We start from the raw sequence: 15550 nt of genomic DNA on the forward strand, positions 1-15550 counted from the left end.
ATTAGGCCAGGAATGGCGCGGCCAATGACATTGAAGTGTTGATCGCAACGTTGCGCACGCGCTTGCGGATGTAGATCAGAATGATGGCTGCAACCAGACCGATCACAATGCCGCCGCCAGCTGCCCAGACAAATTGTGTGCCAATCTGCCAGGCGGAGACGGTTCCGGCCGAGGCAGTTATTGCGGCCCGTAGACAGACTAAGGCAGTCGCGTCATTGACCAACGACTCGCCCTCTAAAATGCTCACCACCCGGCGGGGCAGGCCAACCTTTCGCGCAATGGCGGTTGCCGCCACGGCATCCGGCGGCGCCACCACCGCGCCCAACGCAATGGCTGATGCCAGCGGAATACCGGGGAAAACCAGCCAAGCGACTAAGCCGACGCCCACGGTGCTGAAGATGACGTAACCGACCGAAAGCAGCCCGATGGCCCGCCGATTGGTACGGAAATCGATGAGCGAGGTTTGCAATGCTGCGGCATAAAGCAAAGGAGACAGCAGTGCGAGCAGCACAAATTCTGGGTCAAGCACGATCGGCTCAACGAACGGCAAATACGACACACCAGCACCAATGATCACGAGCAACAGTGGTGCGGAAATTCTGAGTTTGCGGCCGAGCCCGCTGACCGCGCAGACCAGCAGAATGACGAGCAAGAGCGTCAGCGAAAATTGCATAGACCTATTCTGTCAGTAGCGGGTCTGAGAGCATTCTCGAACGGTCAGATTTTGTGTGTCGAGTTTGTGCCGTGCGAGCTAGCGGGCTTCGATGACATACGTCATTGAGCCTGCGGGGCCAAGGTGGCAACATGGAGAGGTGATATGCCGTGAATGAGTCGTTGAATACCGTCCTAACCTTCATTGGTGAGCGCTGGTGGTTGATCTTTTTGCTGCCAGTCTTTGGCGGAATAGTTCGCTCGACCTTCGGCCGCGGCAAATCTCGACGTAGTCGGCTTGAGCAGCGTCGAGCTGATCGGCATGGCGGTTACCAAAACCGGGAGCAGAACTATGGGTCGCAGCCCGAGGTTTCTGTTCCGGTGGAAAAGACGCCTGCACAATTACGACTTGAGGAAACGCAGCGGCTTTTCGTTGATCATGATGCAGTTAACGCACGTTGGCTCGATTACGAGCTTGATGTAGCTAAGCTGATCGATTTTCCGATGATGTCCGATGTGCGAGAGCCGCTTACGGTTGAATTTTTACGGGCCAAACGACTAGCTGATGGATTGCGTCCGGAGAGCCCTTCCGGGGTTGTCAACGATGCGCAGCTGAGCGAGTACCGGCAAGCGTTACGCAATTTTGAGGTCGCATTTGACGTGGCAGAGCGCGAAGCGCGAAGAATCAAGGATGCGCATTACACCGAGCCAGAGCGGCAACGGTTAGGTACGGCACGTAAATTGTTCACAATGGCTGTTGACGATGCGTCGACCCAGGCGGAAAAACAATTGGCGTAAAGCCGGGCTCGTAAGGAACTTGACGGGCTTTTAGTGTTGCCCGAAGAGGCAATTGCCGCCCTAGAGCAACGAATTCAGGCGTAGCTTCTGCCCGGAACGACGCCGGTGGCTGAGCCAGTTGCGGAGCCTGTATTGCGGGTGCAACCACGAATGGGCCACGCGGAGTAGCAAGATATTAGCCCGTTTCAGGGCTGGGAAATGAAGCGATCACGCAATGTTGGCAACAAAAAGTGCCGCAGTAGTGGTGCTAGTTCTGGCCCGTCAGCGTCGAGTGGAATCCAACGCAATTCAGCAATCTCAGCTTGCGGCGCTGCCTGCCACAGCCCATCGGCGAGATAGAGATCGGCGCAGACTTGGTCGGCGTCGTCATTTGCTGCTTCGCCGAGCCAACGTCCTAGTGAGGTCAAGGCTGAGCTTGGCACCTCAATGCCGGTTTCCTCTCGGACCTCTCGGATGGCTGTTTCTAGCGGAGTTTCGCCGTCGTCGGGTTTGCCGCCGGGAAGTCGGAAACGTTGTGAATTCCTTTTTCGGACGGTGAGCAGTTCGTTGTTCTGATTGAGAAATGCCACTGCGCTGACGGTCACGATCCGGTTCATTTTTCCACTTTAGTCAGGAAAGTCTGCCAACTCGGGTTGACATCGGAAAGACCGCGCCTTAGGTTAGTTGTATGAGTAATGAACCGGCTAACCAAGTAACCAGCTTTGTTGGCCGTGAACGGGGGCTTTTGTGATTGATGACAGTAAGCCGATTTTTCTGCAGATCGCGGAGCTGATCGAGAACGAAATCGTGGACGGAACATCGGCCGAAGAGGCGCAGGTGCCATCGACCAATGAATTCGCGGCATTTCACCGAATCAATCCAGCGACCGCTGCAAAGGGCGTCAATCTCCTGGTTGACGAAGGAATCTTGTACAAACGACGGGGAATTGGCATGTTCGTGGCAACCGGAGCCCGGAACACCTTAGTGGTCCGCAGACGCGAAGAGTTTTTCCAGCAATATGTCCAGCCACTGCGACTGGAGGCCCGCAAATTGGGCATAGACAACGACCAACTCGCCGAGATGATTACCCGTGCGAGTGAACCCATGACCGACCATGAAAGGGCCGTGAATCGATGAGTAGAACGCTGACCGCCCCTGCGCCTGTTGTGAAGGTGCAGAACCTCACGAAGCGATACCGTAACTTCACCGCGCTGGACAAGGTGAGTCTTCAGCTGGAGCCGAATAAGATCTACGGACTGTTAGGCCGAAACGGTGCTGGAAAAACCACCATCATGTCTATCCTGACCGCACAGGGATTCAAAACCAGCGGCGCAGCCGAGGTTTTCGGCGGTGACCAGTACGAAAATGACAAGATTCTTGATCGAATCTGCTTTATTCGGGAGTCTACAGAAATACCCGGACGACTTCAGCGCTCAGCATGCTTTCAAAGCGGCCAGAATCTTCTTCAGTGGCTGGGATCAAGCTCTAGCTGAGCGATTGGTCGAAGATTTCCAGCTACCGATGAAACGCCGGATTAAAAAGCTTTCGCGGGGACAGCTTTCTGCTGTCGGTGTGATTATCGGGTTAGCATCCCGAGCCGAATTGACCTTTTTCGACGAGCCTTATTTGGGTTTGGATGCCGTGGCGCGGCAATTGTTCTATGACCGTCTGGTGGAAGACTATGCCGATTTTCCGCGAACTATCGTGTTGTCTTCACACCTGATCGATGAGGTGGCCAATCTTTTGGAGCACGTCATTGTGATCGATAAAGGCAAGATCATCATGGACAACGACGCCGAGGAAATTCGCGGCAGTGCGGTGACCGTGGTTGGCGTAAAAGCACGATTGGAGCACTTTATTGCCAACCGTGAGGTGCTACACCGAGAAAACTTCGGTTCACTTTCTTCTGTAACCGTAAACGGGCATCTGAGTCAAGCCGAACGTCAAGAGGCTGCTGAGCTGGGGCTGGAATTGGCCCCAGTTTCGCTCCAGCAGCTGATTGTCCGCAAAACAATTGGTTCCGCCGGCTCAGATTTCACTGAGACCGAGAACGAACTCAGCAAGGAGGCTGTCCGATGAATAAGGCACTCAATGTGATCCGCATGCAGCTGATCAACAAATGGACATTCTTAGGCATACCCGCAGTGATCTTGGTATCAGCTTTCCTGCTCAGTCTTGCGATCTGGGCGATGATTCCAAACACTGTTGGCTATAAATTCGCTGGGGCCGGGCAAGCGCCAATCTGGTATTTTTTCGCGCTCGGTATCCAAGCCCTCACGCTAACTTTTCCTTTTTCACAGGGGCTGAGCATTAGCCGGAAAGCTTTTTATCTGGGTTCGATGTTACTTTTCGGTGGTGTCGCCTTGGCCATGGCAATAATTTTTTGGTTGGCCGGTCTCATCGAAGGAGCCACCAATGGCTGGGGCATGAACGGTCACATGTTCAAATTGCCTTGGGTTTCGGACGGGCCTTGGTTTGCCGTGATCTTATTCTTCTTTTCGGCGATGTTGCTGCTGTGTCTGCTCGGTTTCCTCGGTGCCACAATTTACAAGCGCTGGCGGGTTATGGGCTTGCTTATCACCAGCGCTTCGCTTGCCATCATCCTGGTCGGATTGGGCGCACTATTGACCTGGTCGGGCAAATGGCCCGAGTTCGGCGGTTGGCTTTCTGGGCAGACCAATCTCAGCGTTGCGGCATCGGCGCTCGTTATCGCGGTAGTGCTGGCTGGTGGCTCATATCTGATCTTGCGCAAGACGACGCCGTAACAATCAACCCCCAAAACCGTCGAGTTGTGGTCGGAAAACAACGTGTTTTCCGACCACAACTCGACACTCGCTGCCTTGTGGCGGAATTCAGAGACGAAGATTAGAGTCTGAGTTCGGTGGAAAGGTCGACGCCGGGATGATGCAGCACGGTGCGCAGACCCAAAGCTGCGGCTGCGTCCAGGTTCTCCTTCCGGTCATCAATGAAAGTCACATTTTCGGCCGAGACTGATAACTCAGCCAAGACGTGTTCGAAGATCGCTTTTTCGGGTTTGATCAAGCCCAAATGACCGCTGAAATACAGTTTGGAAAAGTACTTGGCCCAGGCACTGGAGTGCTGGAAGAAATCAGCCATTTCTGTGGGCATATTGGACAGCAATGCCATGTTGGCGCCGGTGGAATCTATCGCCTCAAGCACATCGAGCGTATCCGAATTGAGGTTGGACCACGCTCGGATATCAAGCGCATGAAGTTCCTCGCGCAATCCATCGGAAATTTCACGTCCCAGAACCAGCTCCCAATATTGCGAAACATTGAGTTTACCGGCGTCATAATCTGCGCGATTCTGCCAATAAGGACCCTTCGGAGTCGCTAACTCTAAGCCTGCGGCCTCGCTTAGCGCTCGCCAATCTTGCTCAGTTGGTGCGTCCGAAATCACCATGCCGTAGTCGAATAGATACCAATTCACTTGTGAGCTCACCTTTGCAGCCTATCGAAACCTTTCCGCCTCTGATGCTCGGGGCGTGCCGGAGGCAAAAACGTCGGACCGCAGCGCTAACCTTGAGAGGTGAGTTTGGATTTCACGGCGATCGACTTTGAGACCGCCAACGGTTTCAGGGGATCGCCCTGCGCAGTGGGCTTGAGTAGAGTCCGCGGTGGTGAAATTGTCGAAGAGGCTTTTTGGCTGATGCGACCACCAGCTGGGCACGACCGTTTTGATCCGCGGAATATTGCCATTCACGGTGTCACGCCGCAGCAAGTGGCCAGTCAGCCTAGGTTTGATCGCGTTTTTGATGAGGTGCAGCGATTCATCGGTCAAGACATTTTGGTGGCACATAACGCAGCTTTTGACACCGGCGTCATGCGTTCTGCCCAGGAAGTATCGGCGAAATCGGGACCACGGTATGACTACGCCTGCACCGTAATGTTGGCGCGGCGTAGTTATTCTTTGCCTTCCTATTCATTGCCCTTCGTTGCCGAAGCCGCGGGCGTGCCGCTGATCAACCATCACGACGCCGTCGAAGATGCCAGAGCCTGCGCCGGAATCATGATCGATATTGTCGCCAGGCATGATGTGGCTAATATTGCAGAGCTCTATCGAAAATTTGGCCTGACCTTGCCGTCGCTGGAAGTATTTCAACCGAGTGATCTGCCGGCAGCAACAAGTTTGCTAGCTGATTCTGCCGCTTCGAATCAGGAGCGTAACTGGCTCGGCTGGCCCGAAGAAGGTGCTAACCCCGCTGCTAATACGGCGGCGGATGCCAACCATCCGTTGTTTGGCCAGACCGTAGTTTTCACTGGGAACCTCCAAATTCCGCGCGGAAATGCCAAAGTAAAAGCAGCCGAACTGGGCGCGCAACCAGCCTCAAGTGTGACCCGACGAACCACCGTTCTGGTGGTAGGAGACGGCTTCATCGCCGCAGACCTGCGCCGCGGTGAAACCAAAGGCTCTCGACTCACGGCAAAAGCCAAGCGAGTATTGGAATTACACGGAAAAGGTCAACAGATTGAGGTGCTCTCCGAAGGAGAGTTCATGCAAATGATCGGCTAAAAATCGAAGTCGACTTTTGTAGCGGCAACGGAAGCCTGCCAAAGTCGGCTGGCCGCGACGCGATCATAGGCCGTCGAAGCAGCCGAGACCTTTGTTGGTTCGCCCACCATGCCAAATAATCGGTCCGGACCCCAAAAAGATCCGCCGGATACATCGGAATCGATTGCGGCATGAACCACAGGCTTGGCTCCGGCATCTTTACCCTCTGAAAATGGCGCCGTCAGTGCTTTCAATACTTGATTCATCGGCGCGCTGAGCGAAAGTCCTGGACGGTTTGGCGTGTAAGCACTTGGCGCATTACCTGGATGTGCCAGCACCGAAAGCAGATCTACTTCACGTCGTCGCAAGCGTCGGTCCAGCTCGAAGCCGAATTGCATTACTGCAAGCTTAGAGTTCATGTAATTGGTGAACCATCCGAGTTTCCCTGGTTCGCCAGTAATTGGTTTGGCACCGAGGTGGGACAAACTGCCGAGGTGGACGATTCTGGCCCCGGGGACGGCTTTAGAGCCGGAAAGAGCTGCGCCAGCAGGGCGAAATGACCAAGGTGATTGGTGCCAAAAAATAACTCGTAACCGTCCGCGGTGCTCGGAGCTTCGTGGCCGTGCACCACGCCAGCATTCGCGATCACAGCGGCCAGCTGCCCAGCGTCGGAAAGCTCAGCGGCGGCCCGTCGGACTGACGCCAAAGAGCCCAGATCGAGTTGCTGGAAGCTCACCTTTGCCAGCGGAACGCGGGCCCGGATCGCCTCAATGGCGTGCTGCGCGCGTTCGGGATTGCGAGCCGCGATGATCACCTGATGACCGGCACGGGCCAACTGTTCGGAAACGAAGTATCCGATTCCATTGCTGCCACCGGTAACTACATAAGCGCCTGGTCCACTCATCGGTTCAACCTATTGATGGTTGCAGCCTATCTTGAGGACTAATCTTGATTTATGGCCCACCCGAAGATGTACGACGACGGCGACTTTGGCTTGGCCCCGTTGCGCGAGCTGGCTTTGGCTTTTCCAGAGGCCTTGGAAAAAGAAGCGCACGGCAGACCGACTTTTCGGGCGGGGGAGAAGGGCAAGATCTTTGCCTACTTCGGTCAAGGGCAATCTGGGCGGCCGCATCCGAGCTCGGTGCAGATACTTGCCTTTGGTTCGGAACGCGATGCTCTCCTTGCCGATGAGCGCTGCTATTTACCAGCCTATTTGGCTCCAGCGGGTTGGATTGGCTTGGACTTTGCAGTCGCTACCGTCGATTGGCAGGAGATTGCGGAGCTTTTGGACTCCTCATACCAGGCCATTGCCTCTGCACGGTTGCTGGCAAAAATAGATCTTGCTGGCGGTCCAGCCACATCTAAGCAGTCTTAGTTCGACACATTACTAGGGCCTATTGCAAGAGCAGTGAATCGCCCCGGTGTGTCCGGAGACTTTCTTGTTTGAGAGGATCAGGACATGGCAGGGAAAACTACGACACGGTATCCGCAGGAGTTGAAGGATCATACGGTGCGCATGGTGGCGGAGATGGAGGGTGCGTCTTCGGAGTGGGCGGCGATGCAAAAAGTTGCCCAGCTTTTGGGTGTGGGTGTGCCGGAAACGGTGCGTAAATGGGTCCGGCAAGCCGAGATCGATGTTGGTACTAGAACTGGAACAACGAGCACGGAATCGGCCGAGCTGAAACGGTTACGGCGTGAGAACGCTGAGCTGAAACGGGCGAACGCGATCCTTCGGAGTGCTTCAGCTTTTTTCGCGGTCGAACTCGACCGCCACAACACTGATCGTGAAATACATCAAGGACCATGCCGGTCACCGCGAGAATAATGGATTGCGGTGGGGTGTCGAGTCGATCTGCCAGGTGCTTACTGGGACGGGGTGAAGACCACCCCGTCCCACGTACTACGAATGGGTGGATAAAACACGATCTCACCGAGAACAACGTGATGAGGTGCTCAAGCCCGTGATCCAGAAGGTGTATGCCGCTAATTACGGGGTTTACGGCACCAGGAAAGTCTGGTTGGCGATGAACCGTGAAGGTGTGCCGGTGGCCAGGTGCACGGTAGAACGGCTCATGGGGTTACTTGGCATACAGGGTGCGGTCCGTGGCAAGGTCAAACGCACCACGATCAAAGACTCGAAGGCGGCCCGAGCGAAGGACTTGGTCCGCCGTGATTTCACACCAACGGCACCGGATCGGCTATGGGTAGCTGATTTCACCTATGTTTCGACCTGGTCCGGGTGGGTCTATGTTGCCTTCGTGATCGATGCTTACTCTCGGAGGATCCTGGGCTGGTCAGCGAGTGCTTCTATGAACACCGTGCTAGTGCTCAACGCAGTTAATCAGGCAATCTGGAGTCGTGAACGGGCCGGGGCTGAGATTTCCGGGGTGATTCATCATCACGATGCCGGGGCTCAATACGCCTCCTTGGCCTTCACCGAACGCCTGGCCCAGGCCGGTATCCGCCCCTCGATCGGTTCTGTGGGTGATAGTTACGACAACGTCTTGGCGGAAACCATCAACGGGCTTTATAAGACCGAGCTGATCAAACCCGGCAAGCCCTGGCGGACTCTAGAAGAAGTCGAAATCGGCACCGCTGAATGGGTCGATTGGTACAACCACCGAAGGCTCTACCAGTACTGCGGAGACATCCCACCAGTAGAGCTAGAAAACCACTACTACAATCACTACCAGAGCACGGCAGCCGCCGACAGGCTCATCGTCTGAGAAACCCTCAGGACACACCGGAGCGATTCACAGATCTACGCTTTGAAAATGGCACAGTTATTTGAATCAAAGGGCGCTAGCGCATTAGCCGGCACGGTTTCGGCCACAGATTTTATTAGTGTGCCGCAATCTCGGTTTAAACGAATCTTCGCATTTCCCAATCCGGTCAATGAATATACTGCGCGATTTACCGCCGGATTAGTCGTCATCTTGGCTTTGGTGACTCTTGCTACCGGCTGGGGCTGGGGGTTGGTAATTTTGGCTGCCGGCTTCGTATTACGAGTGCTGTTTGGACCCCGAATTTCACCTTTTGCCTTGCTATCGGTCAAGGTACTTGCGCCAAGGCTTGGCGAAGCCAAGTTGTTCGCCGGGCCACCAAAGCGCTTCGCACAGGGCATGGGCGCCGTGATCTCATTGGCGGCTACGGTGTTCTTTTTCGCCGGGATTCCCGTAGTCGCTTGGGCGATTTTGGTGCTTTTTATCGTGGCATCATCCTTGGAATCATTCCTGGGGTTCTGCTTGGGTTGTGTGATCTTCGGCTTCTTGCAACGTCGCGGGGTGAACCCGGAGTCAGTTTGCGAAGCCTGCAATAACGTGAGCCTGCGTTCGGTATTTAGTCAGCAGAGCTAGCAGACTCAACTAGCTGGCTCAACACTGCAAGCATCGAGCAGGGCGTCAGCCACCGCATAGATAAGTTCCGGTGCCTCGCAAAGTCGCAGCCAACCTTCTGGCAAACACTGTATTCCGTAGCGGGCACCAATAATGTTGCCGGCAATTGCCGCGGTGGAATCCGAATCGCCACGATGATTAGCCGCGATCCGTATTGAGCTTAGAAAATGCGCCGTCGGGCTGTTGCCGGCTTCATGAGAGCCGCTCACGATGGCCGCATAGAGCGCGAGGCTTAGGGCCTCCTCGGCGACCCAGCCGTCACCGAGTGCGTCGTTAAGTTCGTTCCCGGTGCGGACCCGACCGGAGTCAAGATCTGCTCGACTCAGCACCACGGCGTTCTGAACCGCGGCTAGTAGACCGGCTTCGGCCGGGATTGACTCGAGGTACTCGAGCATGGAATCAGCAGCGTCACCGAGCGAAAGTTCGACGACGGCAAGCTGGTGGATCAGCCAGCTAAAGGCCGCAGATGCCTGGATAGCAATCGGATGACCGTGCGTCAACGCGGCTCCATCCATGCTCATCCGGGCCGCCAAACCGGCATCGATATGCGGAATTAGCCCGAAAGGCGCCGAGCTCATGACCGTTCCGCACCCTTTCGCCTCGCGATTAATAGGACGAGACAGGGTGCCGATCGCACCGGTTTTGAGCGACGTCAGGCAGGCATTGCCGGGGTGCCGGCGATGTTGTAAGACCTCTTGTTGGTCGATCCAGCGCAACGGTGGCGTCGGTGCCTCTTCCGGAAGTTGTTCACCCTGGGTTCGAAGCCAACGAAGGTAACCCAGCCAAAGACAGGCCGTGGGATCTGCCGCGATGCCTTGCTTTGCCCAATCGAGGACTTCCGTCAGACCGTCCGCGGTGTACAAAGTCAGCTGAGTGTCGTCCGAAAAATGCACGGCACCGGGCACCTGGGATAGGTCGAGAAGGCCCGCCGGGCCAAAATTGCGTTGAATAGTCGCGAGATCGTCAGTTTCAACAAGATAGCCAAATGAATCACCCAATGCGCCGCCCATCAGACAGGCGCGGACGCGGGAGGGGAAACTGATCTGCATTTGAACTAATCTACCGGGATATTCAACGGAATGACTCCTTGCCGGAATCTCCCAAGGTTTTGTACGGCGTGGACACAGCCGCCTCACAGAGCCGAACCGGTACAGTAATCTGCAGAATCAGCGCAGTAACGCTAATCCCAACGCTCAAACAAAGGAACTCCATGGCTGAGGCCGCCGTACCCACAATAATTACACCCGAAGCAGCGCCGAAAGGGCATTCACTTTATGCTCGCTTGGGCGCCGAGTTTCTGGGTACCTTCATCTTTATTTTCGCTGGCATCGGTGGCACGCTCGCCGTCGTCCAGCAAAACAGTGCCTCGGTTCAGACCGCGCTGGGCTTCGGGCTTGCCCTGGTTGCCGTGACGGTTTTGTTCGGTAAGGTTTCCGGCGGGTACTTCAACCCTGCTGTTACCCTCGCCTCGGCAATCGCCGGGCGGATCAAGTGGCTGCACGCACTGTATTACGTCGTTGTGCAAGCTGTCTCGGCATTACTTGCCGTGCTGGTGCTTTACGTAGTGTTCAATTCGCTGCCTGTGTTCCGGACCCCTTCGCCCAACGGCGGCGGTGTCAGCGCAGTATTCAAGGCTGCCTCGAACGGATTCGATGCTTCCTCAACCGCTCAGGTGCCGCTGTACAGTGCGATCCTGATTGAAGTAGTTGCCACCGCAGTTCTCGTCGCAGTTGTTCTCGCTGCTTGGCGGCCAACAGTGAACAAAGCGGTAGCACCGATCGCCATCGGATTCACCTATGCCACCTTGACGCTCGCGCTGCTGCCGTTGACCAACTCTGGCATCAACCCGGCACGGACGCTTTCGGTTGCCTTCTTCGCCGGTGGCGATGCAATTGGTCAGCTTTGGGTGTTTGTCCTGGCCCCGCTAGTAGGCGCTGCCTTGGCCGGTCTGATTTACCGCGGATTTGTGGTCCCGGACGGCGACGGCGCTAAGGAAGCTGTGGCAGTCGTCGCTGAGGCGACTGATGAAAATGTTGCTGACGCCGCTGACGAGCAAGCCGCTGATGGTGCACCGGTAAAGGTAGCTACTGCTGAGGTTCCCGTTGACAAGTCAGTCAAAGCTGAGCCCTCCGAGGATGAGGCTCGCGAATTCTTTGACAACAAGGCAAAGAAAACCACTGACGATAAGTAGTCATGAGGTTTTAGAAAGCCGGGCCTTGATCAGGGCCCGGCTTTCTTTTTGTGTGCTGTGACCTTTTTACGCTGTGACTTTTTACGCAGTCGCGCAATGACTAAACAGCGTTGGTTTCGCGCTCCAGCCGAATGGTGGTTGCGGATCCGATGCTCCAACGGCCTGGTGTGCAGGTGAAAAGGAAGATCTGCGCCTCAGAGCTAGCCGTCACGGTGCCCAGGAGGGCGCTCAGTAATCGAATCCGGCCTGGATCCGAATAGCCAAGGGCATCGTCAATCAGCAGCGGAACGCCATCATCTGGGTCAACCATGGCCGCACAAGCTAATCGAGCCATAATCTCTAACTGCTCTTTTGCGCCCGCTGATAAGGCATCGTAGGGAATCGAGAGCCCACCAATTGTTCGGGTGGTGATTTGAAGGTTGCTGTTCAGATCGACGGAAAAATCTTTTCCGTAAACAAAACGACCCAATTTGTTGACCTGGTCTTGAAATGGCTTAACGTATTGCTGCTTGGCGAAGTCTCGGTGTTTTTGCATCACCTCGTGCAGCAGCTTGGTCGCTTGAGCGCGCGCTCTGACTGTTTTGAATTTCTTTTCGGTATGGTCCAGGCGAGATTCTGCTACGTCGAGCGCTTCTTGTCGGCCCTGGCTGCCAGCGATTTCAAAACGAGCTTTGGCCTCGGTCAGTACTGCCCGCATTTGCTCAATTTGCTGATGGAGGCTCAGGGTGAGCTCTTCGGCGTTCTGGCTTCGGTCGCGCAAATTTGGTAGATCAGAGTCGGCCAAATCTGTTGAGAACTGGCGTTCCAGCAGCTGGGCCGTGGTCAGGTTTTCTTGGGCTTGTTTTAAATTGCCGGCGAGGATCTCGTCTGCCACGACCTCTCGAGCTTGTTGAATTGAAATTTGCGCTTTTTGTAACTCATCCTCATGGACTTTGAGTTCGGATTGCGCAATGCCCAGTTCAAGTTGGACAGCGCTCCAGGCGCTTTGGTATTGAGTTAGTGCAGTTAGCCCAAGGTCATAAGCGGCACGCGACTCTCGCTCTGCAGATTCAGCATCGTGACGCAACGATTTGGCTGTGGCCTCATCCGCCGGCAGCGGATGCGAGTCTTCTCGGTCTGCGAGGTAGCTTTGCTGCTGCGTCTCTAACTGCGCAAACCGCGCCCTGAGTGTGCTTTCGTCATCGGTACCCAGTAGCCGCTGACGTTCTTTTTGAGCTGATCGGAGCTCGTCGTCGGCCTCTCGGCGTTGCAGATGTTTGAGGCGAGCTTGCGCAGTATCTGTTGCTTTAGCTTGTCGAAGCAACGTGTTCAGTTCTTCGGTGGCGGTGGCAACCTCGGTTGCGAGCTGGCCAGCGTCAGCAGCTGACCGGAGCACCAACTTGATAATGCCAGGAACTACGAACTCAACAGCTTTGCTCAGCGAGACCTCATGCTCGGCTGCGGGGGAGATCCGTAACGGAATCCCGTCAATTTCAACGTTGACTTCCGGACTGAGCGCCTGGGCAGTCAGCTGCGCTGAGGCGGCCCGAAGGGTGGCTTCAGCGATATCTACCGCGGACTTCGCTTTTTCAATCTTTGCCAATAACTGGGCATCCACGATCTGAGCGGCAATGGTCCGATGAGCTGCGTCGATTCGTTCTGCGAGTTTAGCCAGGCCGGTCAGCTGAGCACTGAGCCGAACAGTCTCTTGGCCGCTTTGCCAGTGATCTACATCGGCACGTGCAGTTTCCGAAATTGCGCGGTTGGCATCGGCTGCCTGCCGCAACGTATTTGTCGAGAGCTGGTGGTGTTCTAGCTGTGTTGCTACCCGTGTTGATTCCAGGGATTTTTGTTCGATCGAGGTTTGCAATGTGGCTGCCGCTGACGCGCGTTTTCGTTCAGACTCAAGGAGTTCAGTCCGGCGGAGCTGATCTTGCTCAGCGCGTTCGGCAAGTTGTTGCGCGGCTTCGCTGGCCTCGGCGGCTTCGAGTTGCCGTCGTTCCAACTCATGCCAACCTTCGATTTGCTCGTTGAGCACCACTAACTCTTCTTCAGTCACCGACCGTTGAGTGCCGAGCTGCTCGATTCGCGCCGTGAGTGACTCGTGTTTTGCGACGTCGAGCGCGATTTCAGCCACGGCGCTGTTGGCCTTCGCAACCTCTGCGCGCGCTGACTCGAGCTGATTCTCAAGGGCAAGGTACTGACCGGTGATTTTGCCGGTTTTGGTGAAATATTTCAGGTACTCAGTTTCGATCGCGGTGATCAGCGGATCGTTTCCTTCGTGATCTGCGGTGGTGCCGGCAGCACGGTCGAGCGCGGTAGTTAGCGAGCCGCTCTCCGCCAAAGCTACCTGGCTAAGCGGCTGCGCCTGCATCATCCTAAGCGCTTTCCAAAGCGCTTGATCTAAGGTCTCGGCAAGAATTGTTTGGACTCGCTCATGAGCTTCTGCACCGCTGAGTTGCACGGCGGAGGGCTTGCTAATTTTTAGCGTGGTTGAGCTGGTGCGATTGAACTGTTTTCGATACACAAATCGATATGGCCCGGTGCTGATCTCAGCTTCTACTGAACTGCCAACGTCTGCATTGACTGGTTTTATTGCTCGTACGGCAGCTTTATTTGAGCTGTCTTTCTCCGTGATGAGTAGATCGAGGGCTTCGATCATCGAGGTCTTCCCGACTTCGTTCTCACCCTCGATGACAATCGCGCCTGTTTCCGGGAAATCAAGGCTTCGTGCCGAGATTCCGCGGAAGTTTTCCAAGCTCAGCCGATGCAGTTTCATTTGCTGCCCCCGGCTAATCGATAGAGCAAGGACAAGGCATCTTGTGCAGTTGCGGCATCGTCTCCAGTTCCAGCGCTGGTCGCCATCAACTCGGCTACCGCCTCTGCCGCGAATCCGTTGACGCCAAGATCGCCTAATTCCTGACCATCAACGTATACCTGCAAGTCGGTATGACGCTCCCAGAGATGGACCGAAGCGAAACGCAAACTATTGCTTTCCAGCAGCAGGTCCAATTCGGCTTTGTCTTTGAGCGATAACGTGCCTTTCAGACTGAGCCTCAGCACGGTTCGATCCTTGTTTTCAAGCGCGTCAAGCTCAGCGGCCAAGTCTGTTAGATCAAACGAATTATTGAGCTCGAAGGCCAAATCAAGGAATGCCCAAGTGCCGATTTGATGCTGACTAACCTTGGGCGTTGTAGTCGAGGAGTCCAGATCAACAAGCAGAACCTTGCCCGGGTTCGGCTCTCGAGATGAGGTAACTTCCTGTGTTCCGGAGTACCAAATTCGTCCGGTGTCTCCGACTTTAGTTGCTGAGTGTTTATCACCCAATGCGACATAGCGAAGGCTTCCTTGGCTGAGGGCCTCTTCTAGTTTGGCGACCCGGATCAAGGCGGGGTTTGTCTGGTCTGGATCGAGCAAGTCCGTACCACCGTGCGCTACCAGCACTCGAAGCGTGCCGTCCGGCTGTAACTGGGAAATTGCTGCTGCGGCAAGATCTTCTAGCGGTTTTTTGGAAAACCAGGGTGCGGCTAAGATTTCCACGCCGGGGGAGACTTGGTGGGCGCCAGGCGTCAGCAGGACGGTGACATTTTCGGGGCAGGCAGCTTTGAATGATGCCCTTGTGTAAATTGATGAAGCTTCGAGCGGATCGTGATTTCCAGGCAGCAAATAGACCGGTAACCGGATGGAACGCATCGCTTCTAAAGCACGACTAACCACTCCTGGAGCAACAATATTGGTTTCGAAAACATCGCCACACACCACAACGAACTCGCAATTTTCACGCTGTGCCAGCGCGGCGATTTCCCGAATAGCATCGATTCGGGCTGCGGTATAGCGCGGCTGGGCGTCTTCGTCCAGGAAATGACGGGTCATCCCGAGTTGCCAATCTGCGGTATGCAGAAACTTCACCGTGGGCTCCCGGTTCTCGAAGGGTTATCGCACTGCTTCGAGCCTAGGCGGTGCCACCGACAATCACCAAGGCAGCAATTTCGCTGCGGCGGCTGGGCTAGTATGCAATGCTCGGTCAGCTAGAATAGTGGTGTAA

General features: G+C 55.4%; 15 protein-coding genes and 2 pseudogenes. 9 read left to right on the forward strand and 8 right to left on the reverse strand.

Annotation, left to right across the window (positions count from 1 at the left end; all coding sequences use genetic code 11):
• Position 1: 1 nt before the first annotated feature.
• Positions 2-673: a cation:proton antiporter domain-containing protein gene (locus RSAL33209_RS19600; RefSeq protein WP_012244894.1), complete on the reverse strand. Its 672-nt coding sequence runs from the start codon at positions 671-673 to the stop codon at positions 2-4.
• A gap of 149 nt (positions 674-822) precedes the next feature.
• On the opposite strand from RSAL33209_RS19600, the gene RSAL33209_RS06420 reads away from it, so the two are divergent.
• On the forward strand, positions 823-1449 hold the full coding sequence (locus tag RSAL33209_RS06420; RefSeq protein ID WP_012244895.1) for a hypothetical protein: 627 nt from the start codon (positions 823-825) through the stop codon (positions 1447-1449).
• A 185-nt stretch (positions 1450-1634) separates the two neighbouring features.
• Here RSAL33209_RS06420 and RSAL33209_RS06425 read toward each other — a convergent pair whose 3' ends face one another.
• Complete coding sequence (locus RSAL33209_RS06425) at positions 1635-2045, reverse strand: NUDIX hydrolase (RefSeq protein ID WP_012244896.1); 411 nt, start codon at positions 2043-2045, stop codon at positions 1635-1637.
• Positions 2046-2175: 130 nt separating this feature from the next.
• Between RSAL33209_RS06425 and RSAL33209_RS06430 the strand changes: the two genes are divergently transcribed.
• The 3 genes and pseudogenes from RSAL33209_RS06430 (at position 2176) to RSAL33209_RS06440 (ending at position 4193) form a co-directional block, all read left to right on the forward strand.
• The gene (locus tag RSAL33209_RS06430) at positions 2176-2565 is read left to right on the forward strand and encodes a GntR family transcriptional regulator (protein ID WP_012244897.1); all 390 of its coding nucleotides are present in this window, start codon (positions 2176-2178) and stop codon (positions 2563-2565) included.
• Positions 2562-3507, forward strand: a pseudogene (locus RSAL33209_RS06435) (ABC transporter ATP-binding protein). The gene RSAL33209_RS06430 and the pseudogene RSAL33209_RS06435 overlap by 4 nt, the downstream one beginning before the upstream one ends.
• Positions 3504-4193, forward strand: a complete 690-nt coding sequence (locus RSAL33209_RS06440) for a hypothetical protein (protein ID WP_012244899.1) — start codon at positions 3504-3506, stop codon at positions 4191-4193. The pseudogene RSAL33209_RS06435 and the gene RSAL33209_RS06440 overlap by 4 nt, the downstream one beginning before the upstream one ends.
• Positions 4194-4293: 100 nt before the next feature.
• On the opposite strand, the gene RSAL33209_RS06445 is transcribed toward RSAL33209_RS06440, so the two are convergent.
• Complete coding sequence (locus RSAL33209_RS06445) at positions 4294-4890, reverse strand: HAD family hydrolase (protein ID WP_012244900.1); 597 nt, start codon at positions 4888-4890, stop codon at positions 4294-4296.
• Between the two features lie 87 nt (positions 4891-4977).
• Here RSAL33209_RS06445 and RSAL33209_RS06450 point away from each other — a divergent pair, with 87 nt between their 5' ends.
• On the forward strand, positions 4978-5961 hold the full coding sequence (locus tag RSAL33209_RS06450) for an exonuclease domain-containing protein (protein ID WP_012244901.1): 984 nt from the start codon (positions 4978-4980) through the stop codon (positions 5959-5961).
• Here the strand turns inward: RSAL33209_RS06450 and RSAL33209_RS18110 are convergent.
• Together RSAL33209_RS18110 and RSAL33209_RS18115 are read right to left on the reverse strand one after the other, a co-directional pair.
• The gene (locus RSAL33209_RS18110; protein WP_199533206.1) at positions 5958-6338 is read right to left on the reverse strand and encodes an SDR family NAD(P)-dependent oxidoreductase; all 381 of its coding nucleotides are present in this window, start codon (positions 6336-6338) and stop codon (positions 5958-5960) included. The two genes, RSAL33209_RS06450 and RSAL33209_RS18110, sit on opposite strands and share 4 nt — an antisense overlap.
• A gap of 17 nt (positions 6339-6355) precedes the next feature.
• Complete coding sequence (locus RSAL33209_RS18115) at positions 6356-6844, reverse strand: SDR family NAD(P)-dependent oxidoreductase (RefSeq protein WP_012244903.1); 489 nt, start codon at positions 6842-6844, stop codon at positions 6356-6358.
• Positions 6845-6895: 51 nt separating this feature from the next.
• Between RSAL33209_RS18115 and RSAL33209_RS06460 the strand changes: the two genes are divergently transcribed.
• From RSAL33209_RS06460 to RSAL33209_RS06475, 3 genes and pseudogenes are all read left to right on the forward strand, one after another.
• The gene (locus tag RSAL33209_RS06460) at positions 6896-7315 is read left to right on the forward strand and encodes an MmcQ/YjbR family DNA-binding protein (protein ID WP_012244904.1); all 420 of its coding nucleotides are present in this window, start codon (positions 6896-6898) and stop codon (positions 7313-7315) included.
• A gap of 84 nt (positions 7316-7399) precedes the next feature.
• Positions 7400-8666, forward strand: a pseudogene (locus RSAL33209_RS16995) (IS3 family transposase).
• Positions 8667-8708: 42 nt separating this feature from the next.
• Positions 8709-9296: a DUF4395 domain-containing protein gene (locus tag RSAL33209_RS06475; RefSeq protein ID WP_012244905.1), complete on the forward strand. Its 588-nt coding sequence runs from the start codon at positions 8709-8711 to the stop codon at positions 9294-9296.
• Between the two features lie 5 nt (positions 9297-9301).
• Here the strand turns inward: RSAL33209_RS06475 and RSAL33209_RS06480 are convergent, their stop codons facing one another.
• Entirely contained in the window at positions 9302-10384 is a 1083-nt protein-coding gene (locus RSAL33209_RS06480; protein WP_041684551.1) for an ADP-ribosylglycohydrolase family protein, read from the reverse strand.
• Between the two features lie 161 nt (positions 10385-10545).
• Between RSAL33209_RS06480 and RSAL33209_RS06485 the strand changes: the two genes are divergently transcribed.
• Complete coding sequence (locus RSAL33209_RS06485; RefSeq protein ID WP_012244907.1) at positions 10546-11526, forward strand: MIP/aquaporin family protein; 981 nt, start codon at positions 10546-10548, stop codon at positions 11524-11526.
• Between the two features lie 100 nt (positions 11527-11626).
• On the opposite strand, the gene RSAL33209_RS06490 is transcribed toward RSAL33209_RS06485, so the two are convergent.
• Positions 11627-14284 carry an AAA family ATPase gene (locus RSAL33209_RS06490; protein ID WP_012244908.1) on the reverse strand — a complete coding sequence of 886 codons (2658 nt, stop codon included), beginning with the start codon at positions 14282-14284 and terminating at the stop codon, positions 11627-11629.
• On the reverse strand, positions 14281-15414 hold the full coding sequence (locus tag RSAL33209_RS06495; RefSeq protein ID WP_012244909.1) for a metallophosphoesterase family protein: 1134 nt from the start codon (positions 15412-15414) through the stop codon (positions 14281-14283). Before RSAL33209_RS06495 ends, RSAL33209_RS06490 begins: the two co-directional genes overlap by 4 nt.
• Between the last annotated feature and the right edge of the window lie 136 nt (positions 15415-15550).

Source organism: Renibacterium salmoninarum ATCC 33209 (assembly GCF_000018885.1).
Taxonomy (GTDB): Bacteria; Actinomycetota; Actinomycetes; order Actinomycetales; family Micrococcaceae; genus Renibacterium; species Renibacterium salmoninarum.